Raw genomic sequence first — 21,710 nt, forward strand, 5'->3', positions numbered from 1 at the left:
GGGGGCGGGGGGGGGCCCCCCCCCCCGGCCCGCGGGGGGGGGGGGGGGGGCGGCCCCCCCCCCCCCCCCCCGGCCCCCCCCCCCCCCCCCCCGGGGGGCCCCCCCCCCCCCCCCCCGGGGGGGGGGGCCCCCCCCGCTTCTCGGGGCGATCGGCTTCGAGCTGCTGAAACTGCTGCTCGGCGGCTATATGAGGGGGGTCGCGGCGAAGTCGATGTACGGGGCCTTCGGCGTGCCGGTCGCCCTGCTCCTGTGGATCAACTTCACCGCGAAGCTGCTGCTGTTCTGCTCGGCCTGGACGGCTACGGGTTCACGCCCTCGTCGACAGGGGCAGCAGGAGCAGCGGACTCCTCCGCAACCGTCTCCTGCTCCCCCGTCCCCTTCCGACGGCCCTTCCGCGTCGAACCCGCCAGCGGCCAGCGCCGGTTGACGAGGAAGACCGCGCCCGCGAGAAGCACGAGCACCCCGCCCGCCACGCCGAGCGCGATCCCCACGCCACCCGACCTCTCCGGACCGGCCGCCGTCTTCTCCGCGCCCGTCGGGGCGTTCTTGCCGGGGGCGGGCAGCGTCCCGTCCGAGCCCGTCCCGGCCGAGGCCCCCGCGTCGAGGCGCGCCGACTTCGGCGGCACCAGCTCGCCCACCGGCGTCACCTTGCCGGAGGCGGCGAAGCCCCAGTCGAGCAGCCGGGCGGTCTCCTTGTAGACCGCGTGCTGCTCCTTGGAGGACGGGTTCATCACCGTGACGAGCAACACCCGGCCGTTGCGCTCGGCGACGCCCGTGAAGGTCGCGCCGGCGTGCGTGGTGTTGCCGTTCTTGACGCCGGCGATGCCCTGGTAGGCCGGGACGCCGATGTCGCCGGTCAGCAGCCGGTTGGTGTTCTGGATCTCGAAGGTCTCGCGCTTCTTGCCGGGCTTCTGCTCACCGGGGAAGGCCGCCCGGGGGGTCGCGGCGTACTCCCGGAAGTCGGCCTTCTGCATGCCGCTGCGGGCGATGAGGGTGAGGTCGTACGCGGAGGACACCTGGCCCGGGGCGTCGTAACCGTCCGGCGAGACGACATGGGTGTCGAGCGCCTGGAGGTCGACGGCGTGGGCGTTCATCTCGTCCACGGTCTGCTTGACGCCGTTGTTCATGGCCGCGAGGACGTGCACGGCGTCGTTGCCCGACTTCAGGAAGACGCCGAGCCACAGGTCGTGGACGCTGTAGGTCTGCTTCTCCTTGATGCCGACCAGGCTCGACCCCGCGCCCATCCCGGCCAGCTCCTCCGGCTTGACCGTGTGGTTCTCGGTCTTCGGGAACTTGGGCAGCACGGTGTCCGCGAAGAGCATCTTCAGCGTGGAGGCGGGCGCCAGCGGCCAGTGCGCGTTGTGCGCGGCCAGCACCTGCCCGCTCTCCGCGTCCGCGACGATCCACGACCGCGCGCTGAGCTCCTTCGGCAGCACGGGCGCCCCGGGCCCGAGCTGCACCTGCGTTCCGGGCCGCGACAGCAGCGTGCCGCCGACGCTGGACATGGCGTTCGGCGGCTTGGGCTGCTTGTCCATGTCGTCGGCGGCGGCGGGGGCCGAGGCGAGGAGGGGGAGCAGGGCGGTGGCGACGGTCACCGTCAGGGCGGCCTTCGCGGTCATCTTCGATGCGGACACGATCGAGAACGTACATCCCCGGAAGCTCCTTCCGAACCCCGCGGGGCGGTTCACCTCCACTCGTCCACCCGTCCGCAGGGCCTGGGGGGCGTCCGGCGATACCCGCACCATGACCTTCGGTCGGCCCGCCTCCGGGTTCCCGCTCGTTTTCGGAGTGTGGAGCTGCTTCATCGGATCACTTTCTCCATGGAGTCAACCGTGGCGCCTCGACAACAGAAAAGAGCAGGTGAGAGACCTTGTCCCCCCTCGCTTCGCCCGCGGCAGCCGGGCGCCCGGACACGGTGGGGGTAGCCGTCTGCGCCCGGCAGTCCCAGACGCGTCCCGACACCTCCGAGGCGTCGCCGGAAAGCCAGGTGGCGGCCTGCGAGGCGCCGGCGGCGAGCCGGGGGTGGGAGGTGATTCACACGTACAAAGACGTCGGTAGGTCCGGTTGGGATCCAACGCGTCCACCCGAAATTCGAACACCTCGTGTCGGCTGTCAGACGCGGATGGAGTTCGGTGCTGCCGGGGCGTGCCGCACTTCGTCGAGGTGCCGTACGACAACGGCGCGACTCGCCTACCGCTGCGCCCACCACGTTCCGGCTGCACCGCCGGCGAGGGAGGCCAGGGTGACGAGCCATCCGGGGATGCGCTGGACGATCAAGTGCATTCCTCCGACGTGGAGTTCGAGCGTGGGCCGGGCTGTGCTCTTCGTGCCCGTGTTGCGAGTCCTGGTCATGGTTCGTGGTCCTCTCGCCGGCTTCGGTCATGCGGCCTGCATGTCCTCTGGCTCCTGTCGCGCGCCCTTGCGTGACGGCTAGGGAAGAAAGGACACAACGCCGCGACGCGATGGGGGGGCGTCCGGTCGGAGTCGACGCTGCGGAGCGATGAGAGGCGACCGGGCCCAAAAGCCCAAACCCCGTTCTACTGGGGGTAGTTCGGTGCCGCTGTGATCAGCGGCGACGTGGCCGGTTGCGTGCTGCGATCCCTCCCGGAGAGCATCACTGCCCCCACCGCGTATCGCGCTGATTATGGGAAAAGCGTATCGCTCTCGACCCCCGGGTCGTCATGAGCCGTATGTGTACAAAAGCGGTGGCGGAAGTTTGACGCTATGGACACCGCCATGGCGGATGGCTCTCGGCGGCTTGCAACCCGGTCCGGTAGGTGCGGGTCTGACGTGCGCTGATGTTCTGATCCGCCCGCAGGGCGCGCGCATGTCCGTACCCAGACCCCGTGCGGGCCCCAGCCCGCCGTGAGTGCGGGCTGTCCAGGGTTCCGATGTGACCGGGCGTGGGAGCGTCGAGGCGCTCGGGCCACCAAGCCGTAGCGGCTCCCCGTTCGCCCCGTCCAGGCGGTCCCGAGCCGCGCTGTCGGGGCTTCTCCTTACTTGGCCGCGTTCGCCCGGACACCCCGGAAGCCGATCACGCCGACGGCCGTCCCTAGGATGAAGGACGTGACGGCGAGGGCGAGGTGGACCCAGAAGTAGGCGGTGGGGTTCCCCGCGTCGTCGAAGGCGAGGCCGCTGCCGTCCTTCCAGAGGTTCTTCGCGAAGGTCACCCAGATCACCCAAGACCAGACGCCGAACGCGAGCAGGAACCAGGAGACGCGGCGGCTGAGCTTCATCGGGGGTGCCCTTCGGGGTCGGGTGGGCTTGCCCTGCCAGTATCGGACGTGCCCGGGGCGGTCGGAGCACCGGGTTCAAGCGGACAAGGGGTACGCAGGGCGTGGTCGTCGTCTTTCTGCTGGTGTTGGTCGTGGTGCTCGCCGTGCTCGGGGCGGTCCACTGGTACGTGTGGCGGCGCCTGGTGCGCGACCTGACGGTCCCGGGCGGTCTCGCGCGGCGGGCCGGCACCGTCGCGGCCGTGGTGCTGCCGCTGCTCTCGGTCGCCGCCCTGGTCTCGGGCCGTGCGGGCGCCCCCTTCCCGCTCCAGCAGGCCGTCGCGTGGCCGGGCTTCCTCTGGCTCGCCCTGCTGCTGTACGTGACGCTCGCCCTGGCGGTGACGGAGCCGCTGCGGCCGCTGCTGCGACGGGTGCTCGCGCGGCGGGCGGTGGGCGCGGGGGCGCCCCGGGCGGCGGCTGCCCCCGCCGCCGATCCCGCTCCCGAGGCCGCCGCCGTGCCGGTGGCCGATCCCGCTCCCGAGGCCGCCGCCGTGCCGGTGGCCGATCCCGCTCCCGAGGCCGCCGCCGTGCCGGTGGCCGATCCCGCCGCCGTGCCCGTGGCCGCCGGCGTCTCAGCCGAGTCGGCTCCGGCCCCCGGGCCCGGCCCGGCGGCCGCTCCCGGCCCCGGCTCCTCCGACCCCTCCCGCCGTCTCTTCGTCAACCGGCTCGTCTCCGGCACCGCCGCCGCGCTCGCCGTCGGGACCGTCGGGGGCGGGACGTACGGGGTGTTGCGCGGGCCGCGGGTGAAGCGGGTGACCGTGCCGTTGGCGAAGCTGCCGCGCCGGGCGCACGGGTACCGGATCGCGGTCGTCTCGGACATCCACCTCGGGCCGATCCTGGGGCGCGCCCACACCCAGCGGATCGTCGACACCATCAACGCCACCCAGCCGGACCTCGTCGCCGTCGTCGGCGACCTGGTCGACGGCAGCGTCCAGGACCTCGGGCCCGCCGCCGCGCCCCTCGCGCGGCTGCGCGCCAGGGACGGGGCCTACTTCGTGACGGGCAACCACGAGTACTTCTCGGGCGCCGACGCCTGGGTCGACCACGTCCGGGAGCTCGGGCTGCACCCGCTGCGCAACGCCCGGGTCGAGATCGGCGCCGGGTTCGACCTGGCCGGTGTGGACGACGTGGCGGGGGAGAGCGAGGGGCAGGGCCCCGACTTCGGCAAGGCGCTCGGGGACCGGGACCGGTCCCGTACGGCGGTGCTGCTCGCGCACCAGCCGATCGTCATCGACGACGCCGTCCGCCACGGCGTCGACCTGCAGTTGTCGGGGCACACCCACGGCGGGCAGCTGTGGCCGGGGAACTACCTCGCCGAGCTCGCCAACCCGACCGTCGCGGGGCTGGAGCGCTACGGCGACACCCAGCTCTACGTCTCGCGCGGGGCCGGCGCCTGGGGCCCTCCGGTGCGGGTCGGCGCGCCCTCGGACATCACGGTCGTGGAGCTCGCGTCCCGGCAGGCGTGAGGGAACGCAGGACGGACGGAGTGTCCGAAAACGTGACGCAGGGCGCCCTTGCGGATACGTACCGTTCCACCCCTCTTTCTCATCACGGACATATGTGTGTCGTGTGAATGTTTACTCTTCCACTTGTGAAACCCGTGTGATTGGGTGGCGCCATCGCGGCAGGCTGGGGTGCCTCCGCGACAGGGGTGGGCACGAAAAAAGGAAGCACGTCTCATGCGGTCGTCGGTGCGTCTGCGCGTTCTGATCACTTGTGGGGTTCTGGTGGCCGCCGGAGTCGGAGGATGGCAGCTGCTGCCCTCCGACCAGGTGAAGACCGAACCGATCACCGTCGGGACCACGGACGAGGTGACCTCGCTCGACCCGGCCGGCGCCTATGACGCCGGCTCCTGGGCGATGTACAGCAATGTCTTCCAGTCGCTGCTGACCTTCAAGCCCGGCTTCACGACGCCGGTCCCGGACGCCGCCGAGAGCTGCAAGTTCATCGGCACGAAGCTGACCACCTACCAGTGCACGGTCCGCGACGACCTCACCTTCGCCAGCGGGCGCAAGATCACCGGCGACGACGTGCGGTTCTCGTTCGAGCGTATGCTGAGCATCAAGACGGACGTCGGTCCGCAGCCCCTCTTCCCGACGCTGAAGAGCGTCGTGGCGGCCGGGCAGAAGGTCACCTTCAACCTCAGCGGCCGGGACGCCACCTTCCCGCTGAAGCTGGCGACCGGCGCCGGCTCGATCGTGGACCGCACCGCGTACCCGGCGAAGTCGCTGCGCACGGGCACGACGGTGGACGGCTCGGGGCCGTACGTCCTCAAGGAGTACAAGCCGGGCGAGAGCGCCCGTCTGGAGCCCAACCCGCGGTACAGGGGCGCCGTCACCAAGACCGGCCACACGATCGTCGTGAAGTACTTCAAGGAGTCCGAGGAGCTCGCCGCCGCCTGGAAGGCCGAGCAGGTGGACGTGACGCACCGGCAGATGCCGCCGGCGTTCATCAACTCGTTGAAGGACGCGTCCAAGGACGGCACCAAGATCACCGAGGCGGCCAGCGCCGAGATCCGCAACCTCAACTTCAACGTCCGGCCCGGCTCGGCGATGGCGAAGCGCGCCGTACGGCAGGCCGTGGCCGCCGTCATCGACCGCCCGGCCATCACGACCGGCCCCTACCAGGGCACGGTCGAGCCGCTCTACTCGCTCATCCCGCAGGGCTTCGTCGGGCACAGCACGGCCTTCTACGACGCCTACCCGGAGCCCGACGCGGCCAAGGCGAAGAAGCTGCTGAAGAGCGCGGGCGTGGACACGCCGGTGAAGTTCACCCTGGGCCACCGCAAGGACGCCACCTACGCCGCCGAGGCCGCCGAGCTGAAGAAGCAGCTGGAGGAGACGGGCCTGTTCGAGGTCGAGGTCGAGTCGGTCGACTGGCAGTCCTTCCAGAAGGCGTACGCGAAGGGCACGTTCGACGCGTACACCGTCGGCTGGCTCCCCGACTTCCCGGACTCCGACAGCTTCACCGCCCCGCTCGTCGGCACCGACAACACGCTGCACAACGGTTTCTCCAACGCGACGATCGACCAGCTGATCGCCTCCACGCAGCAGTTCAGCGACCGCTCGCGGGCCACCGGCGACTTCAAGGCCATCCAGTCCGAGGTCGCCAAGGACGTGCCGCTGGTGCCGCTGTGGCAGAAGAAGGACTACGTGCTGTCCACCGAGGACGTGGCCGGCTCGCAGTACCTCTCGGACGGCACGGGCATCTGGCGCCTGTGGGAACTCGGCTGGATCTAGTCCGGCCGGTCTCAGCCCGACTTGGACGTCCGCCTCGGCTTGCCCGAGGCGGCCATCCCGGCGGCCGTCGGCATCATGTCGCGCAGCAGCTCGTGGGTCTCCTTCACCAGCGGGCGCAGGATCCGGAAGCGGGAGAGCTGGATCGCCCGCGCGGTGACGGGGGAGAGCCGCTCGACCAGGCGCCGGCTGTTGGCGGCGTCCTCGGAGCGGTCGTACACCCAGAACAGCACCAGGCCCATCTGCTGGAGCCACAGCAACTGCGGCAGCGCCTCGGACAGTTCGGGGTCGACCTTCACCGCGGCCCCCGAGATGACCCGCCGGTGCACCTCGATCGCGGCCTCGCGCGGGCCCTCCGACTCGGGTGAGAAGGGGCTGAGCGGGCTGTCCGGGTCGGCGGCGTTCTTGAAGAACTGGGACGCGAACTCGTGGTACGGCGCGGCGATGTCCAGCCAGGCGAGCAGCACCCCGCGGATCCGGGCGGTCAGGTCCTTCTCGCCGCTTCCCAGGATGGGCTCGACGGCCGCCTGGTGCTCCTCGGCGATCCGGTCGTAGAAGCCCTGGACGAGGTGTTCCTTGGAGGAGAAGTAGTAGTACGCGTTGCCGACGGAGACCCCGGCCTCCTGGGCGATGGCCCGCATCGTCGTCTTGTCGTAGCCGCGCTCCCTGAACAGCCGGAGCGCGGTCTCCAGGATGAGCGCGCGGGTCTGCTCGCTCTTGGGCGCCTTGGCGGGCTTCTCCGCCGGCTGCCCGCCCGCGTGCGCGTCCTGCGTGTCTTCCCTCGCGTCGTTCACAGGGCCTGAGCCTAGTCGGCCGTCCGCGGTGCCTCGCACCCTCGGTCGGCCCCGAACCGCCGTACCCCGGGCACCAGGCCCGTCCCCAGGCAGCAGCCGCCGACGACGAGCGCCGCGGCCAGGAGCGGGACCTCCGGGCCCCAGGCGGAGGCGGCGAGCGGGGCGAGGGCGTAGCCGAGGGGCATCGCGGCGAGGGAGAGCAGCCAGTCGTAGGAGGTGACCCGGGCCAGCGCGTGGGCGGGCACGGCCCGCTGGACCGCCGTCTCCCACACGGGGGAGAGGAAGCCGAGGCCCGCCTGGGCGAGCCCGTAGGCGGCGATGGTCAGCGGCGCGGGCGCGGCGGTGGCGAGCAGGACCAGGGGCAGCGCGTACGTGGCGAGGCCGAGGTTCGCGGCGAGGATCGGGCGCCGGGGGTGGAGCCGGTCGGCGGCCAGCGAGCCGAGCAGCAGGCCGATCGCGCCGACCTGGAGGAAGAGCACCCAGGTGGCCTTGCCGCCGAGGCGGTCGAGGGCGACGGCGGGGCCGAGGGTCATCAGGACGGCGGCGGCGCCGTTCCAGGCGCTGTGGCCGATGAGGCTGGTCCAGTACCAGTCGCGGCTGCGGACCTCGTGCCAGCCCTCCTTGAGGTCGGCGAGCAGCGGGCGCCGGGGCGTGGTCACGCGGTCCACGCGCACGGCGCACAGCAGGGCGGCGCTGACGGCGAAGCTCGCCGCGTCCAGGACGAAGGCCCAGCCGGGGCCGACGGTCCAGATCAGCGCCCCGGCGAGGGCGGGGCCGCCGACGCGGCTGGCGCTGTGGGCGACGCCCATGGCCGCGTTGGCGCGCTGGAGGCCCGGGGCGGGGACCGTGCCCTTGACCAGGGGTGCCGAGGTGGGCATCGCGAAGGCGCCGGCGGCGCCGCCGGCCACCTCGACGGCGGCGATCACCCACAGCGTGGGCGTGCCGCTCAGCAGCTGGATGCCGACGAGGAGTTGGGTGAGGCAGCGGACCAGGTCCATGGCGAGCGCGACGGACCGCGCGGCGAACCGGTCGGCCACCACGCCGCCCAGGGGCAGCAGGAGCAGCTTCGGCACCATCGAGCACGCCAGCACCAGTGCGAGCGCGGAGGTGGAGCCGGTCGCCTCCAGGACGGCGAGGGCGAGTGCGGCCGGGATGACGGCGTCGCCGAGGAGGGAGAGCGCGCGTCCGGTGAAGAGCAGCCGGAAGGGGCGGGTGCGCAGGGGGTGGGGAGTGGGTTCGACGGCAGGCGTGGCACGTCCGAGCAGCGTCATGCCCCGCAGAGTATTTCGGTAACGAATAATTCGTCAACGAAATACTTCTGCCGGTGCGTGTCCCCGCCCCGACGTACGATCACCCCATGGCCCCCACCGCCCCCGCCGCCCCCGACGAGGAACCGCGCGACTGGACCGACGAGCACGTGGCCCGCTGGCAGCCCGTGCTGCCCGACCTCGACCCGGTCGTCGAGGGCGCGGTCACCCGGATGAAGAAGCTCTCCGTCCACCTGCGCCGGGTGCGCGAGCAGTCCCTGGTCGACTTCGACCTCGAACGCCACGAGTTCGACACCCTGCACAAGCTCGCCGGCCGCGGCGGCAGCGCCGCCCCCTCCGAGCTCGCCCAGGACCTCGACCTCGCGCCCGCCTCCGTCACCGGCCGCCTCGACGCCCTGGAGAAGCGCGGCCTCGTCCACCGCACCCAGTCCACGACCGACCGGCGCCGCGTCGTCGTCGCCCTCACCCCCACGGGCCGCCAGACCTGGCTCGGCGCCATGGACGTCCTCGGCCACGAGGAGTACCGCCTCCTGGGCGTCCTCAGCCCGGAGGAACGCACCCAGCTCAACGACCTGCTGCGCCGGATCATGCTCAAGGCCGAGGAGCACACCGGCAGAAACGAGCCCTGGCACGGCTAGGGCTCGCCCCCGGTCACATGCTCAGCGAGCGCGCGTAGTTCAGCTGGCCCATCACCCAGTGGATGGTGTCCGGGCCGGTCGCCGGGATCATCGTCGCGTGGTGCCGGCCGCCGCTGGTGACCGTGATCTGGATGAAGCCGGTGGTCTGCTTCTCCTTCATCAGCAGGAACAGCAGACCGAGCAGGCAGAAGATGAAGAACACGATCGCGAGGACGATCGCGACCGTCGGCATCTTCTCCTCGGTGCGCGACATGTCCATCGCGTTCCACACCGCGCCCTTGAGCGGCATCGGCCCGGCCGGGGTGATGATCTGGTCCCCGACCACGGTGATGTCGCCGAGGCTCAGCAGCGGCGCGCCGCCCATCGCCGGCGGTCCGACCGGCAGCGGCGCGTGCTGCGGCGGCACCGGCACCCCCGCGGGCATCGTCGGCTGCTGCGGGTAGCCGTAGCCGGGCGCCCCGGGCTGCCCGCCGGGCCCCCACTCGTAGTCATCCGACTTGTAAGGGTTCGGCTCGCTCATCAGTCCCCGTCCTCCACGTACGCACCCATGCGAAAAAGCCCGCTTCTGCACGACGCAGCGTACAGAAGCGGGCTTTCCCCCGGTGACCAGGTGTCAGAAGCGACGCGTGATCAGCGCGCGCTTGACCTCCTGGATCGCCTTGGTGACCTCGATGCCACGCGGGCAGGCGTCCGTGCAGTTGAACGTCGTGCGGCAACGCCACACGCCGTCCTTGTCGTTCAGGATCTCCAGGCGCTGCTCGCCCGCCTCGTCACGCGAGTCGAAGATGAAGCGGTGCGCGTTGACGATCGCGGCCGGACCGAAGTACTGGCCGTCGTTCCAGAAGACCGGGCAGGACGACGTGCACGCGGCGCACAGGATGCACTTGGTGGTGTCGTCGAAGCGCTCGCGGTCCTCGGCGGACTGCAGGCGCTCACGGGTCGGCTCGTTGCCCTTGGTGACCAGGAACGGCATGACGTCCCGGTACGCCTGGAAGAAGGGCTCCATGTCGACCACGAGGTCCTTCATCACCGTGAGGCCCTTGATGGCCTCGACGGTGATCGGCTTCTCGGGGTTGATGTCCTTGATCAGCGTCTTGCAGGCGAGCCTGTTCTTGCCGTTGATCCGCATCGCGTCCGAGCCGCAGATGCCGTGCGCGCACGAGCGGCGGAAGGTCAGCGAGCCGTCCAGGTCCCACTTGATCTTGTGGAGACCGTCGAGCACGCGCTCCTTCGGGTCGATCTCGATCTGGAAGTCCTCCCAGACCGCCGCGTCCGAGACCTCGGGGTTGAAGCGGCGGATGCGGAAGGTGACCGTGATGTACGGGGACGCGGCGGAGTCCTTCTCCACCTTGTCCAGAACGGGGGTAGCCATCAGTACTTACGCTCCATCGGCTGGTAGCGGGTCTGGACGACCGGCTTGTAGTCGAGACGGACGGTCTCGGAGCCGTCCTCGCCGACCTCGCGGTACGCCATGGTGTGGCGCATGAAGTTGACGTCGTCGCGGTTCGGGTAGTCCTCGCGGTAGTGACCGCCGCGGGACTCCTTGCGCGCCAGGGCCGAGACGGCCATGACCTCGGCCAGTTCGAGCAGGTTGCCCAGCTCGATGGCCTCCAGCAGGTCCGTGTTGAAGCGCTTGCCCTTGTCCTGGATGGACACGTTCTTGTAGCGCTCGCGCAGCTCGGCGATCTTCTCGACGGCCGTCTTGATGGTCTGCTCCGTACGGAACACCATCACGTTCGCGTCCATCGTCTCCTGGAGCTCACGGCGCAGGTCGGCGACCCGCTCGTTGCCCGTGGAGTTGCGCAGGTTCTCGATCTGCGCCTCGACGAAGGCGGCCGGGTCCTCCGGCAGCTCGACGTAGTCGGCCTTGGCGGAGTACTCGGCGGCGGCGATGCCGGAGCGCTTGCCGAAGACGTTGATGTCGAGCAGCGAGTTGGTGCCCAGGCGGTTGGCGCCGTGCACGGAGACGCAGGCGACCTCGCCGGCCGCGTACAGACCCGGGACGACGGTGGTGTTGTCCGACAGGACCTCACCCTCGACGTTGGTCGGGATGCCGCCCATGGCGTAGTGCGCGGTGGGCTGGATCGGGATCGGGTCCGTGTAGGGCTCGATGCCGAGGTAGGTGCGCGCGAACTCCGTGATGTCGGGCAGCTTGGCGTCCAGCTGCTCCGGCGGGAGGTGCGTGAGGTCCAGGTAGACGTGGTCGCCCTCGGGACCGCAGCCGCGGCCCTCGCGGATCTCCGTGTAGATGGAGCGGGAGACGACGTCACGGGACGCGAGGTCCTTCATGACCGGCGCGTACTTCTCCATGAAGCGCTCGCCGTCCTTGTTGCGGAGGATGCCGCCCTCACCGCGGGCGCCCTCCGTCAGCAGGATGCCCATGCGCCAGATGCCCGTCGGGTGGAACTGGAAGAACTCCATGTCCTCCAGCGGCAGACCGCGGCGGTAGCACGCGGCCTGGCCGTCGCCGGTCAGGGTGTGCGCGTTGGAGGTCACCTTGAAGAACTTGCCGGTGCCGCCGGACGCGTAGATCACGGCCTTCGCCTGGAAGACGTGGATCTCGCCGGTGGCCAGCTCGTAGGCGACCACGCCGGCGGAGTGCTTGACCCCGTCGACCTCGGTGATCAGCTGGTCCAGGACGTAGAACTCGTTGAAGAACTCCACGCCCTCCTTGACGCAGTTCTGGTACAGCGTCTGGAGGATCATGTGGCCGGTGCGGTCCGCGGCGTAGCAGGACCGGCGGACCGGGGCCTCGCCGTGGTTGCGGGAGTGACCGCCGAAGCGGCGCTGGTCGATCGTCCCGTTGGGCGTCCGGTTGAACGGCAGGCCCATCTTCTCCAGGTCGAGGACGGCGTCGATGGCCTCCTTCGCCAGGATCTCGGCGGCGTCCTGGTCGACCAGGTAGTCACCGCCCTTGACCGTGTCGAAGGTGTGCCACTCCCAGTTGTCCTCCTCCACGTTGGCCAGCGCGGCGGCCATGCCGCCCTGCGCGGCGCCCGTGTGGGAGCGGGTGGGGTAGAGCTTCGTCAGCACGGCGGTGCGGCTGCGCTTCGTCGCCTCGATGGCGGCGCGCATGCCGGCGCCGCCGGCGCCGACGATGACGGTGTCGTACTTGTGGAACTTCATGACGTGGTTACCTCAGCCCCGTGCCTAGCGGATGTTCGGGTCGAAGGTGAAGATCACCAGCGTGCCCAGAAGGATGGTGAACACCGTGGCGGTGTACAGCAGGCCCTTGAGCCACAGGCGCGTGTTGGCGCGCTCCGCGTAGTCGTTGATGACCGTGCGGAGGCCGTTGGCGCCGTGCAGCATCGCCAGCCACAGCATCAGCAGGTCCCAGACCTGCCAGAACGGGGACGCCCAGCGGCCGGCCACGAAGGCGAAGCCGATCTTGGAGACGCCGCCGTCCAGGAAGAGCTGGATCAGCAGGTGGCCGAGGACCAGGACGACGAGGACGACACCCGAGAGGCGCATGAAGAGCCACGCGGCCATCTCGAAGTTGCCCCGGGTCGCCCGCGGGGTCTTGCCCGTGCGCTTGCGGGGGGCCTCGATGTACGGGGCCGGGTTGTCCACGCCGTAGGCAGCGCCCTCGACGGGACCGATCGCGGAAGTGGTGTCAGCGGACATGTCTGGCGTCAGCTCCCGAACAGTTCACGTGCGGCGTGGCCGAGGACGGGGTACAGCGAGCCCGCCATCAGCACGACCCAGATGCCCACGACGGTCCAGAGCATCTGCTTCTGGTAGCGCGGGCCCTTGGACCAGAAGTCCACGGCGATGACACGGAGACCGTTCAGCGCGTGGAAGAGGATGGCAGCGACGAGGCCGTACTCGAGGAGTGCGACGATCGGCGTCTTGTACGTCGCCACGACATCGTCGTACGCCTCGGGGGAGACGCGGACGAGAGCGGTGTCCAGCACGTGTACGAACAGGAAGAAGAAGATGAGGACGCCGGTGACTCGATGAGCCACCCAGGACCACATTCCTTCCCGGCCGCGGTACAGCGTTCCAGCCGGCACGGAAAAACCCTCCGGGAGCGGGGATCGGGGCCGGCCGGCTTCTCTGTCGGTCTGGCCCGGCCGGGTACGGTCCACCGGCCCCGGTCATCGTAGCGACGACTTGTCGGTTCGCTCGCGCGGGGTCCATAGGTGTGATCAAACAGGCACGGACGGGCTATCGATCGGACTGTCGCACGGGCCCTTATCCGGGCATCAGGGGCGTTTGCGGAGGAAAGGGCGGCCCATTCGCGACGCCGTCACCAGGATGCGACCGAACGGGTGAGCCGGGTCCGGGCGAGGCGGCGCAGTTCCTCCGCGGCGACGGCCCGTTCCTCCTCCCTTTCGTTGCCGAGACGTGACCGGATGCCGGCCAGGACCCGGTCCAGCCGCTCGCCCGCGGGCACCCCGTCGAGGCTGATGACGAACGCGTGCCCGAATCCGCTCTCGTACGCGGCGTGCGCGGCCTGCAGCGCGGTCCGCGCGGCCGGCGGGGCGTCCGGGGGCGGCAGCGCCGGGGTCTCGTGGGACAGCGCCTCGTCCAGATCCGCCCCCGACAGGTCGTAACCGGCCTCGTCCGCCGCGGCGAGCAGCGCGTCGAGGGTCGGGTACGGGCGGTGCGCGGCCACCCGTTCGGCCCAGCGGCGGCTGCCGCAGCAGCGCAGCAGCAGGGACTCGGCGAGGGCGTGCGGGGCCGCGTTGAAGCCAGGGAGGCCATCGGGGTGCCAGTGACGCGCCGCCTGGGCAGGTATGGCGGGGGAGCCCAGGGTCCGGGAGGGTGCGTGAGTGTCGCTGGTGCTGGTCAGCGGTGACTCCGGGAGCGATGGGGTGGGAGGTGGTGGCAGGGAAGCCGTGGGGTGGATGTGACGCCACGCTATCGGCGGGAAGGGGGAAGTGTCCGACGGATGCGCGAATTTCACCTGGACGAGTGGTTTCGGCGAGGGTGTCGACAGAAGGCCCGGGATGCCGTGAATCGCGTGGTGAGGGAGGATTCCGAGTGATGCGGTACTCCATACGGGGGCCCCTCAGGGGCCCCGCACTCCTGGCGGCCGCGGTGGCGCTGGCCACCGTGACCGCCTGCTCGAACGGATCCTCCGGCGCCCCGCCCGCCGCCTCCGGCACGGGAGGCACGGGCTCCTCGGCCACGAGCCAGGCCGCGTCCTCGGCCGCGCCGCCCCCGCCGCCGAGCCCGACGCCCACGAAGAGCTACCCGCTCTCCACGGCCCCGCTCACCATCCCGGCCGTCCGCTCCCACGAGGCGGCCCGCGGTCCCGGCTGGAAGCCGGGACCCGACACCGGCGTCGTCGTCGCCGCGAAGGACGCGGGCGCCCTCGCCGACGAGGCCCGGCTGATCGCCGGCGAACTGCGCATCCCCTACCGCGGCACCGCCGCCGCCCGCCCCGGCGACGTCAGCCTCGCGCTCGGCGGACAGGGCGCAGCCGAGTCGTACACCCTCACCGTCCGCGGCGGCGGGGTCCGGATCACCGGCCCCGACCAGGCAGGCGTCTTCTACGGCACCCGGACCCTGAAACAGTCCGTCCGGTCCACCGGGGCGGTCCCCGAGGGCGTCGTCGACGACGCCCCCGCGAAACCCCGCCGCGGACTGATGGTCGACATCGCCCGCAAGTACTTCGCCGCCGGCTGGATCGAGGACCGGCTCCGCGAGATGGCCGACCTCAAGCTCAACGAGCTCGGTCTGCACTTCTCCGACGACCAGGGCTTCCGCATCGCCTCCGACAGCCACCCCGAGGTCGTCTCCGATCGGCACCTGAGCAAGGCCGAGGTCCGGCGGATCGTGGAGCTGGCCGCGAGCCTGCACATCACGGTCGTCCCCGAGATCGACTCGCCCGGGCACCTCGGCGCGGTCATCGACGCGCACCCGGAGCTCCAGCTGGTGAGCGCCACCGGCCGCACCCCGCGCGGCGCCGTCGACATCTCGAAGCCGGCCGCCGCGAAGATCGTCGACGAGCTGCTCACCGAGTACACCGGCCTCTTCCCCGGCTCCTCCTGGCACCTGGGCGGCGACGAGTACGTGGCCCTGATGTCGAAGGACCCCGAGGCGAGCTACCCCCAGCTCGCCCGCGCGGCGACCGCGAAGTACGGCGCGTCGGGCCGGGTCCGGGACCTCGCCACCGGCTGGCTGAACGACCGCGCGGCGGTGGTGCGGCCGACCGGCAAGGCCCTGCGGGCCTGGAACGACGGCTTCTACCCGGGCGGGGTCGCCACCGCGGCCAAGGACCTCCAGGTCGCGTACTGGACGGGCAAGGAGATCGGCGCGCGGCAGCCCGTCTCGTATCTGAGCGCGGGCCGCACGATGATCAACTACAACGACGAGTACCTCTACTACGTGCTCGGCCAGCCCAACGACTTCGTCTATCCCACCGGCCGCCGCATCTACGAGCAGTGGACCCCGCTGGTGCTGCGCGGCACCTCGCCCGTGCCCGCCCGCTACGACCCGCAGATCCTCGGCGGCAGCTTCGCCGTCTGGTGCGACCTGGCGGGCTCGCAGACCCAGGCGCAGGTGGCGGACGGCATCCGGATGCCGCTGACGGCGACGGCGCAGAAGCTGTGGGACGCGCGGAAACCGGCGCTGACCTGGGACCGCTTCAGGAATCTGGCGGCCGCGGTGCGCTGAGGTACGGTCCTCTCCGCTGCGGCCGTCCGGCCGCGCCGGCGCCTCGGGGAGGGGCGTCGCACGTCCCCGGGGGGAACCGCCCGACCATGCTCCGCAATCCCAACGGCCTGTCCGTCGCCGTCGTGTCCCTGCTCGGCGCGACCGCCGTCGCCGACGTCGCCAGTCTGATCGCCACCCTCGGCGCCCGGTCCGAGCTCCGGGGGCCGCTCGCGGACCACCCGGACCCGGCCGGATACGAGGGGACCCTCGGCACCGCCGTGGCCTGGTCGGCGCAGGGCCTGCTGCTGCTCGCGACAGCGGTCGTCTTCGTCGTCTGGCTCTTCCGGATACGCGCGAACGCCGACGTCTGGGCGCCGGACCTGCAGCGCCGGGCGAAGGGCTGGATCATCGCCGGCTGGGTCGTCCCGATCGTCGCGTTCTGGTTCCCGCGGACCCTGGTCGTGGACGCCTGGCGGGCCAGCCGCCCCGAGCCGTACGGCGCGGACCGCAAGGGCGAGTTCGTCCTGGTAAACCTCTGGTGGCTGTTCTTCCTGGTCGCCCGGATCACTGGCGAGGTCGGCAGCCGCTCGTTCGACGGGGCCCGGACCGTCGACGCGCTGGTGGCCGCCACCGACTGGATGTTCGTGGGCGACCTGCTCGACATCGTCGCCGCCGCCCTCGCGATCCTGCTCGTCCGGCGTCTGACCTCTATGCAGCACCAGAAGGCCACTGGCATGATTCCGGCCGCGCAGTGACGGAATAACGCCGCACGGCGCAGTAGTGGAAGTACTGCGTCCGCATCGGGTGGCGAGGAGGCGTCCATGACGTCGGCGACGAGCACGGAGCTGCTGGAACTGATCGACCGGGCCGACGAGCGGGGCCTGGCCGCCGCCGGCCTCGCCTGTCTGGACCGCTGTCTGCCCCTGCTCGCGCCCGAGGGCGCCGAGGTGCTGCGCGGCGTGTGGGCCGCGGTCGCGCGCGGCGAGGACGGGGCGTGGGTCGAGGCGGTCGGCAAGGCCCGGGGCGAGCTGGACGGCGTGGGCACCGGCACGGGCGAGGTCGCCGTGCTGGTGCGCGGGATGCTCGACGGCGTCCCCGCCGCCTGGGCGCAGGCGCCGCTGCGCGCGTGGGCCGCGCGGTGCTCCGAGGCGGCGCTCGCCGTGCACGGCCTGTACGACGCGACCGAGGCCGGCCCGCTGCGGGCGGGCGAGCTCCTGCGGCAGCGGGCCGTACTCGAATCCGCCGCGCACGGCCCGACGGGTCTGCGCCGGGCCCGGGACCTGTCGACCGAGGGCGGCCGGGTGCTGCGGGCGGTCGTCTCGCGCCGGGCGCGCACGGCGTGACATGAGGGGGCGGCCGGAACCCCACGGGTTCCGGCCGCCCTCGTCCGTCCGTCCGTCGGTCCGTCGGTCCGTCGGTCCGTCAGGCCTCCGGCTCCGGCTCCTCGATGCGCAGCGAGGCGAGGGCCTCGGCGATCTGCTGCTCGGCGACCGCCTTGTCGAGGCCGAGACCGGCGAGCGCGCCCTTGCCGTCCTCGAACTCCAGCAGGGCCAGCAGGACGTGCTCGGTGCCGACGAAGTGGTGACCGAGGCGCAGGGCCTCGCGGAAGGTCAGCTCCAGGACCTTCTTGGCGTCCGCGTCGAACGGGATGAGCCCGGGCACCTCCTCCGCCGCCGGCGGCAGCGTCGGGGTGAGGGCCTCGCGGAGCGCGTCGAGGCCGACGCCCTGGCCGACGATCCAGCGCCCGGCGAGCCCGTCGGGCTCGGCGAGCAGGCCGAGCGCCAGGTGGGCGGGGGCGATCTTGTCGTTGCGGGCGGCCGCGGCCTCGTTCTGCGCGGCCATCACGACGTTCCGGGCCCGGGGGGTGAAGCGGCTGAAGCCGGCGTTCGGGTCCATCTTCGCCGTGTCGCCGTCCTTGTCCTCCTTCGGGACGAAGCGCTTCTGGGCGGCCTGGCGGGTGACGCCCATGCTCTTGCCGATGTCGGTCCAGGAGGCGCCCGCGCGCCGGGCCTGGTCCACGAAGTGGCCGATGAGGTGGTCGGCGACCTCGCCGAGGTGGTCCGCCGCGATGACCGCGCCGGAGAGCTGGTCGAGGGCGTCCGGGTGGGACTTCTTGATCGCTTCGATCAGGTCGTCGAGTCGCACGGGGTTGCTCATGCCGAGTGGATTCGTCATGGGTGCAACCCTAGGTTGACAGTCCTGGGAGTGTCAACAGTCGGTTGACAGTCCTCGTGGGTTGCGCGGCAAAAGAAACGGGCGCCCCGCGAGAGGCGCCCGGAAAAGGAAGACGACCGGGGCCGCCACCCCCCACAGGAGAGGCCCCGGTCGTCGTCCGCGGAGCCGCAGCACGGCCCCGTACTCCTAACAGCGCCGCGTCCGCGATTTGTGTCACACCCCCGAACGTTGCGTGTTGCACAAAGTGCGGGACCCGCGTGGACGCGGTGCCCGAAAAGGACGTAGCGTGCTGCTGCGCCGCGGACGGCGTGGCGGTGACGACCAGCCGCGATGAGCGCGACGACGAACAGGGTTGGGGAGTGCTGGGGGACGACGCGGAGCTGACCGCCGCAGTGCTCGCCGCGCAGAACGGCGACGAGGACGCCTTCCGCGCCGTGTACCGCGCGGTGCATCCCCGGCTGGTCGGCTACATACGCACCCTCGTGGGCGAGGCCGACGCCGACGACGTGGCCTCCGAGTCCTGGCTCCAGATATCCCGCGACCTCGACCGGTTCAGCGGCGACGCCGACCGCTTCCGCGGCTGGGCCGCCCGCATCGCGCGCAACCGGGCCCTCGACCACATCCGGATGCGCGGGCGCCGCCCCGCGGTCGGCGGCGACGAGACCGAACTCACCGACAAGCCCGCGGACTCCGACACCGCCGGCGAGGCACTGGAAGCCCTGGCCACCGGCCGCACCATGCACCTGATCGCACAGCTTCCGCAGGACCAGGCCGAGGCCGTCGTCCTGCGGGTCGTCGTCGGCCTGGACGCCAAGAGCGCCGCCGACACCCTCGGAAAGCGCCCCGGCGCCGTCCGTACCGCCGCGCACCGCGGCCTCAAGAAGCTCGCCGAACTCCTCGGTGCGACCGGGGACGCGGGCCTCGACGACCCCGAAGCCGGACCGGCCGTCCCGCTCGACGGCGTACCCCCGCAGCGCGGCCGCCGCCCCGGGGTCACGGCCCCCGGCGGTGTGACGCAATCGCGCCCGCGGACGCAGAAGGACATGTGATGGCCGACGAGCGGTACCAGTGGCTCGACCAGGAGGCCGCGGAGCGGCTGCTGCGCGGTGAGCCGGTCGACCCCGTCGACGACGTGTCCCGTGCGCAGGCCCGACTCCTCGCGCGGGCCCTCGGCGCTGCCCGCACCCCCGCCGCGGTCCTCGGACCGGACGGTGAACTCCCCGGCGAGGCGGCGGCCCTGGCCGCCTTCCGCAAGGCCTCCGCCGAGCGCGCCGCCGAAGCCGCCGCGCCCGCGTACGCCGCGCCCGCCGCCGCGTCCGAACTCGGCACCGTCCGGATCGCCCCGGCCCCCTCGGCCCACCGCTGGGGCCGCTCGCTGCGCTACGGCCTGGCCGCCGCGTTCGCCGCCGTCACCGTCGGCGGGGTCGCCGTCGCGGCCGGTACGGGCATGCTGCCCATCACCGCCGAGCCCGGCCCCGGCCGTTCGGTCACCGCCGCCGAAAGCCCCGGCACCCCCGAGTCCAGCGTCTTCGGTTCGCCGAGCGGCGGCACCGGCACGGGAGTCCCGGCCGTCCCCACGGACCGCCACGGGCGCAGTGCGACCCCCGACGCCACCGACGGCCCCGCGACCGCCGGCCCGGGACCCGACGGCCACGGCAGCGCCACCCCGTCGCCCGGTCCGAGCACGTCCGGCAAGGGCGGCGACGACGGCGCCGAGCGCCAGACCACCCTGAAGGCCTGCCAGGACTTCCAGAAGGGCAGGCTCGCCGACAGCGGCCGGCAGCAGCTCCAGCGGGCGCTCAAGAGCGGCGAGACGGTCAGGAGCTACTGCACCCGCGTGCTCTCCGGCGCCCCCACGCCCACCACCGGCGCGCCCCACACCGGTCGCATACCCTCCGGCGGCGGCAAGGGCGGCAGCGGCGCGGACGGCGGCTCGGAGACGGGCGGCTCGGACGGTGACGACAAGGGTGACCGAGGCGGCGACAAGCACCGCCAGGACCCGCCCGCCGGAAGGCCGGGGTCACCCGCGAAGCCCGGGTCGCCCGCGAAGCCCGGAAAGGGCGCGGAGAAGTCCGGTCAGGACCGCTCCCACCGCTCGTCCTGAAACCGGCCGTGTGCCCCGCCGTGAATCCGGCCGTGGGACCGTCCGTGAATCCGGCCGTGGGACCGGCCGTGACACCGGCCGTGACACCGGCCGTGCGACCGGCCGTGGGACCGTCCGTGAATCCGGCCGTGCGACCGGCCGTGACACCGGCCCGTGCGACCGGCCGTGACACCGGCCCGTGCGACCGGCCGTGAACCCCGGCCGTGTGCCCCGCCGTGAATCGGGCTGTGTGACCCGCCTCGAAACCGGCCGTGCGACCCGCCGTGACACGGGCACCGACACCAGGTGTGACACTTTTCGAGCCGGTGACGCAGTACTGAGTGAGCCGACTGGTCATCGGCGAGCGCAACGAGCCGGGGTTCCCCCCGTACCTTCGGCTCAGCGCACCGGCGCGGGTGGGACACGTTCCCCCGGTCCCACCCGCGCCCCTTCCTCTCCCGGGCCTACCAGTGCACGACGACCTTGTCGCCGACCTTCACCTGGTCGAACAGCTCCGACAGCTTCGCCTTGTCCCTGACGTTGACGCAGCCGTGCGAGGCGCCGGCGTAGCCGCGGGCCGCGAAGTCGGCCGAGTAGTGCACCGCCTGGCCGCGGCTGAAGAACATCGCGTACGGCATGGGCGTGTGGTAGATCGTCGACGTCCAGTCCCGCGCCTTCCACTCGACCTTGAACAGGCCCTCGCGGGTCGGGGTGTTCTCCGAGCCGAAGCGCACGTCCATCGACGAGACCACCTTGCCGTCGATCATCCAGGCGAGCGTCCTGCTCTCCTTGCTGATGCACAGCACCCGCCCCGTCAGACAGCGCGGGTCCGGGGCGTCCAGCTTGTTGGTGGTGGACGGCTTCAGCTCGTCGGCGGTCGGCCGGTGCGTCATGGCGACCAGCTTCTGCCAGGTCGCCTCGTCGACCGCACCGGTCGCCGGCAGCTCCCGCTTCTTCTGGAAGGACTTCACCGCGCCCGCGGTCATCGAGCCGTAGAAGCCGGTGGGCGCCCGGTCGAAGTAGCCGATCTGCCGCAGCCGCGCCTGCAGCTCGCGGACCTGCTCGGTTTCGTCGCCCTCGCCCATCAGGGCCTTGGGCTTCGGCGCCTCGCTGCTCGCCGACGGCGTCGGCGAGGACGGCTTGTCGTCGGAGCCGGCGCTGGGGCTCGCCGGGGGAGCGGCCGTGGTCGTCACGGGCGGCGGCGTCGCACCGGCCCCGCCCCCGGAACCCCCGGAGCCCGCGCCTCCGCCCTGAGGCCCGCAGCCGGCGATCAGCGCGATGGCTGCGGCGGCCAGAGCGGCTCTGCGTATGACGGACGATCGCTTCATCGTTGCCCCCCGAAAACTCGTGTGTACACAAGGGATGGTTCCCGGCCGCGCGCGGTTGCGCACGTGACCGAATCGAGACGGGCATGCTGGGCGTGACAACCGCTGAGCAAGAGGCCGATCGGGAGGCACACCACATGGCGCGCGAGTCGGAGTCGGGGCTGCCCATCGAGCCGGTGTACGGGCCGGGGTCGCTGGAGGGGTGGGATCCCGCGGAGAGGCTGGGTGAGCCGGGTGGGTATCCGTTCACCCGTGGTGTGTATCCGTCGATGTACACGGGCCGGCCGTGGACGATGCGCCAGTACGCCGGTTTCGG

General features: G+C 71.9%; 22 protein-coding genes and 1 pseudogene. 10 read left to right on the forward strand and 13 right to left on the reverse strand.

Features of this window, described 5'->3' with window-relative positions; all coding sequences use genetic code 11:
- Positions 1-136: 136 nt before the first annotated feature.
- Positions 137-313, forward strand: a pseudogene (locus tag ACH414_RS33490) (YhjD/YihY/BrkB family envelope integrity protein); the annotation flags it as partial.
- Here the strand turns inward: ACH414_RS33490 and ACH414_RS33495 are convergent.
- The 3 genes from ACH414_RS33495 to ACH414_RS33505 form a co-directional block, all read right to left on the reverse strand.
- The gene (locus ACH414_RS33495) at positions 300-1,634 is read right to left on the reverse strand and encodes a D-alanyl-D-alanine carboxypeptidase family protein (protein WP_383649793.1); all 1,335 of its coding nucleotides are present in this window, start codon (positions 1,632-1,634) and stop codon (positions 300-302) included. The pseudogene ACH414_RS33490 and the gene ACH414_RS33495 sit on opposite strands and share 14 nt — an antisense overlap.
- 556 nt (positions 1,635-2,190) lie before the next feature.
- On the reverse strand, positions 2,191-2,352 hold the full coding sequence (locus ACH414_RS33500) for a hypothetical protein (protein WP_382532303.1): 162 nt from the start codon (positions 2,350-2,352) through the stop codon (positions 2,191-2,193).
- Positions 2,353-2,996: 644 nt separating this feature from the next.
- Positions 2,997-3,236 carry an SCO4848 family membrane protein gene (locus tag ACH414_RS33505; RefSeq protein WP_382532301.1) on the reverse strand — a complete coding sequence of 80 codons (240 nt, stop codon included), beginning with the start codon at positions 3,234-3,236 and terminating at the stop codon, positions 2,997-2,999.
- A gap of 101 nt (positions 3,237-3,337) precedes the next feature.
- Here ACH414_RS33505 and ACH414_RS33510 point away from each other — a divergent pair, with 101 nt between their 5' ends.
- Both ACH414_RS33510 and ACH414_RS33515 read left to right on the forward strand, forming a co-directional pair.
- Positions 3,338-4,738, forward strand: a complete 1,401-nt coding sequence (locus tag ACH414_RS33510; RefSeq protein ID WP_386570642.1) for a metallophosphoesterase — start codon at positions 3,338-3,340, stop codon at positions 4,736-4,738.
- Positions 4,739-4,951: 213 nt separating this feature from the next.
- On the forward strand, positions 4,952-6,511 hold the full coding sequence (locus ACH414_RS33515) for an ABC transporter substrate-binding protein (protein WP_382532298.1): 1,560 nt from the start codon (positions 4,952-4,954) through the stop codon (positions 6,509-6,511).
- Positions 6,512-6,522: 11 nt separating this feature from the next.
- Here ACH414_RS33515 and ACH414_RS33520 read toward each other — a convergent pair whose 3' ends face one another.
- Both ACH414_RS33520 and ACH414_RS33525 read right to left on the reverse strand, forming a co-directional pair.
- Positions 6,523-7,302, reverse strand: coding sequence for a TetR/AcrR family transcriptional regulator (locus ACH414_RS33520; protein ID WP_382532296.1), 780 nt, complete (start codon positions 7,300-7,302; stop codon positions 6,523-6,525).
- 11 nt (positions 7,303-7,313) lie between these two features.
- Positions 7,314-8,573 carry an MFS transporter gene (locus ACH414_RS33525; RefSeq protein ID WP_398944802.1) on the reverse strand — a complete coding sequence of 420 codons (1,260 nt, stop codon included), beginning with the start codon at positions 8,571-8,573 and terminating at the stop codon, positions 7,314-7,316.
- A gap of 86 nt (positions 8,574-8,659) precedes the next feature.
- Between ACH414_RS33525 and ACH414_RS33530 the strand changes: the two genes are divergently transcribed.
- On the forward strand, positions 8,660-9,208 hold the full coding sequence (locus tag ACH414_RS33530; protein WP_386570637.1) for a MarR family winged helix-turn-helix transcriptional regulator: 549 nt from the start codon (positions 8,660-8,662) through the stop codon (positions 9,206-9,208).
- 13 nt (positions 9,209-9,221) lie between these two features.
- On the opposite strand, the gene ACH414_RS33535 is transcribed toward ACH414_RS33530, so the two are convergent.
- The 6 genes from ACH414_RS33535 to ACH414_RS33560 form a co-directional block, all read right to left on the reverse strand.
- Positions 9,222-9,728, reverse strand: coding sequence for a hypothetical protein (locus ACH414_RS33535; protein ID WP_382532291.1), 507 nt, complete (start codon positions 9,726-9,728; stop codon positions 9,222-9,224).
- 93 nt (positions 9,729-9,821) lie between these two features.
- Positions 9,822-10,580, reverse strand: coding sequence for a succinate dehydrogenase iron-sulfur subunit (locus ACH414_RS33540; RefSeq protein WP_382532289.1), 759 nt, complete (start codon positions 10,578-10,580; stop codon positions 9,822-9,824).
- Positions 10,580-12,334: a succinate dehydrogenase flavoprotein subunit gene (gene sdhA, locus ACH414_RS33545; RefSeq protein ID WP_382532287.1), complete on the reverse strand. Its 1,755-nt coding sequence runs from the start codon at positions 12,332-12,334 to the stop codon at positions 10,580-10,582. Before sdhA ends, ACH414_RS33540 begins: the two co-directional genes overlap by 1 nt.
- A gap of 24 nt (positions 12,335-12,358) precedes the next feature.
- Complete coding sequence (locus ACH414_RS33550; protein ID WP_046908506.1) at positions 12,359-12,832, reverse strand: succinate dehydrogenase hydrophobic membrane anchor subunit; 474 nt, start codon at positions 12,830-12,832, stop codon at positions 12,359-12,361.
- An 8-nt stretch (positions 12,833-12,840) separates the two neighbouring features.
- Positions 12,841-13,221 carry a succinate dehydrogenase, cytochrome b556 subunit gene (gene sdhC, locus ACH414_RS33555; protein ID WP_123954581.1) on the reverse strand — a complete coding sequence of 127 codons (381 nt, stop codon included), beginning with the start codon at positions 13,219-13,221 and terminating at the stop codon, positions 12,841-12,843.
- A 236-nt stretch (positions 13,222-13,457) separates the two neighbouring features.
- Positions 13,458-14,117 carry a 2-oxo-4-hydroxy-4-carboxy-5-ureidoimidazoline decarboxylase gene (locus tag ACH414_RS33560; protein ID WP_398944805.1) on the reverse strand — a complete coding sequence of 220 codons (660 nt, stop codon included), beginning with the start codon at positions 14,115-14,117 and terminating at the stop codon, positions 13,458-13,460.
- An 80-nt stretch (positions 14,118-14,197) separates the two neighbouring features.
- Between ACH414_RS33560 and ACH414_RS33565 the strand changes: the two genes are divergently transcribed.
- From ACH414_RS33565 to ACH414_RS33575, 3 genes are all read left to right on the forward strand, one after another.
- The gene (locus ACH414_RS33565; RefSeq protein ID WP_398944807.1) at positions 14,198-15,832 is read left to right on the forward strand and encodes a glycoside hydrolase family 20 protein; all 1,635 of its coding nucleotides are present in this window, start codon (positions 14,198-14,200) and stop codon (positions 15,830-15,832) included.
- An 86-nt stretch (positions 15,833-15,918) separates the two neighbouring features.
- Positions 15,919-16,566 carry a DUF4328 domain-containing protein gene (locus ACH414_RS33570; RefSeq protein WP_382532283.1) on the forward strand — a complete coding sequence of 216 codons (648 nt, stop codon included), beginning with the start codon at positions 15,919-15,921 and terminating at the stop codon, positions 16,564-16,566.
- A gap of 66 nt (positions 16,567-16,632) precedes the next feature.
- Positions 16,633-17,154, forward strand: a complete 522-nt coding sequence (locus ACH414_RS33575) for a hypothetical protein (protein ID WP_398944809.1) — start codon at positions 16,633-16,635, stop codon at positions 17,152-17,154.
- Positions 17,155-17,233: 79 nt separating this feature from the next.
- Here the strand turns inward: ACH414_RS33575 and ACH414_RS33580 are convergent, their stop codons facing one another.
- Positions 17,234-17,986: a Clp protease N-terminal domain-containing protein gene (locus ACH414_RS33580; protein ID WP_398944811.1), complete on the reverse strand. Its 753-nt coding sequence runs from the start codon at positions 17,984-17,986 to the stop codon at positions 17,234-17,236.
- A gap of 359 nt (positions 17,987-18,345) precedes the next feature.
- Between ACH414_RS33580 and ACH414_RS33585 the strand changes: the two genes are divergently transcribed.
- Positions 18,346-19,035, forward strand: coding sequence for an RNA polymerase sigma factor (locus tag ACH414_RS33585; RefSeq protein WP_398944815.1), 690 nt, complete (start codon positions 18,346-18,348; stop codon positions 19,033-19,035).
- Positions 19,035-20,090: a hypothetical protein gene (locus tag ACH414_RS33590; protein ID WP_398944813.1), complete on the forward strand. Its 1,056-nt coding sequence runs from the start codon at positions 19,035-19,037 to the stop codon at positions 20,088-20,090. The genes ACH414_RS33585 and ACH414_RS33590 overlap by 1 nt, the downstream gene beginning before the upstream one ends.
- Before the next feature lie 443 nt (positions 20,091-20,533).
- Here the strand turns inward: ACH414_RS33590 and ACH414_RS33595 are convergent, their stop codons facing one another.
- Complete coding sequence (locus ACH414_RS33595) at positions 20,534-21,397, reverse strand: peptidoglycan-binding protein (RefSeq protein ID WP_382532275.1); 864 nt, start codon at positions 21,395-21,397, stop codon at positions 20,534-20,536.
- 134 nt (positions 21,398-21,531) lie between these two features.
- Here ACH414_RS33595 and ACH414_RS33600 point away from each other — a divergent pair.
- Positions 21,532-21,710: methylmalonyl-CoA mutase family protein (locus ACH414_RS33600; protein ID WP_382546012.1), on the forward strand; the 179-nt coding region annotated here is incomplete at its 3' end.

Origin of the sequence: Streptomyces sp. NPDC020422 (assembly GCF_044386705.1) — a bacterium.
In the GTDB taxonomy this organism is placed as follows: domain Bacteria; phylum Actinomycetota; class Actinomycetes; order Streptomycetales; family Streptomycetaceae; genus Streptomyces.

Coding starts and splice junctions, on each gene's coding strand:
- ACH414_RS33500 (WP_382532303.1), bottom strand. CDS start 2,352: ATGACCAGGACTCGCAACACGGGCACGAAGAGCACAGCCCGGCCCACG.
- ACH414_RS33505 (WP_382532301.1), bottom strand. CDS start 3,236: ATGAAGCTCAGCCGCCGCGTCTCCTGGTTCCTGCTCGCGTTCGGCGTC.
- ACH414_RS33515 (WP_382532298.1), top strand. CDS start 4,952: ATGCGGTCGTCGGTGCGTCTGCGCGTTCTGATCACTTGTGGGGTTCTG.
- ACH414_RS33525 (WP_398944802.1), bottom strand. CDS start 8,573: ATGACGCTGCTCGGACGTGCCACGCCTGCCGTCGAACCCACTCCCCAC.
- ACH414_RS33530 (WP_386570637.1), top strand. CDS start 8,660: ATGGCCCCCACCGCCCCCGCCGCCCCCGACGAGGAACCGCGCGACTGG.
- ACH414_RS33535 (WP_382532291.1), bottom strand. CDS start 9,728: ATGAGCGAGCCGAACCCTTACAAGTCGGATGACTACGAGTGGGGGCCC.
- ACH414_RS33540 (WP_382532289.1), bottom strand. CDS start 10,580: ATGGCTACCCCCGTTCTGGACAAGGTGGAGAAGGACTCCGCCGCGTCC.
- sdhA (WP_382532287.1), bottom strand. CDS start 12,334: ATGAAGTTCCACAAGTACGACACCGTCATCGTCGGCGCCGGCGGCGCC.
- ACH414_RS33550 (WP_046908506.1), bottom strand. CDS start 12,832: ATGTCCGCTGACACCACTTCCGCGATCGGTCCCGTCGAGGGCGCTGCC.
- ACH414_RS33565 (WP_398944807.1), top strand. CDS start 14,198: ATGCGGTACTCCATACGGGGGCCCCTCAGGGGCCCCGCACTCCTGGCG.
- ACH414_RS33570 (WP_382532283.1), top strand. CDS start 15,919: ATGCTCCGCAATCCCAACGGCCTGTCCGTCGCCGTCGTGTCCCTGCTC.
- ACH414_RS33575 (WP_398944809.1), top strand. CDS start 16,633: ATGACGTCGGCGACGAGCACGGAGCTGCTGGAACTGATCGACCGGGCC.
- ACH414_RS33580 (WP_398944811.1), bottom strand. CDS start 17,986: ATGACGAATCCACTCGGCATGAGCAACCCCGTGCGACTCGACGACCTG.
- ACH414_RS33590 (WP_398944813.1), top strand. CDS start 19,035: ATGGCCGACGAGCGGTACCAGTGGCTCGACCAGGAGGCCGCGGAGCGG.
- ACH414_RS33595 (WP_382532275.1), bottom strand. CDS start 21,397: ATGAAGCGATCGTCCGTCATACGCAGAGCCGCTCTGGCCGCCGCAGCC.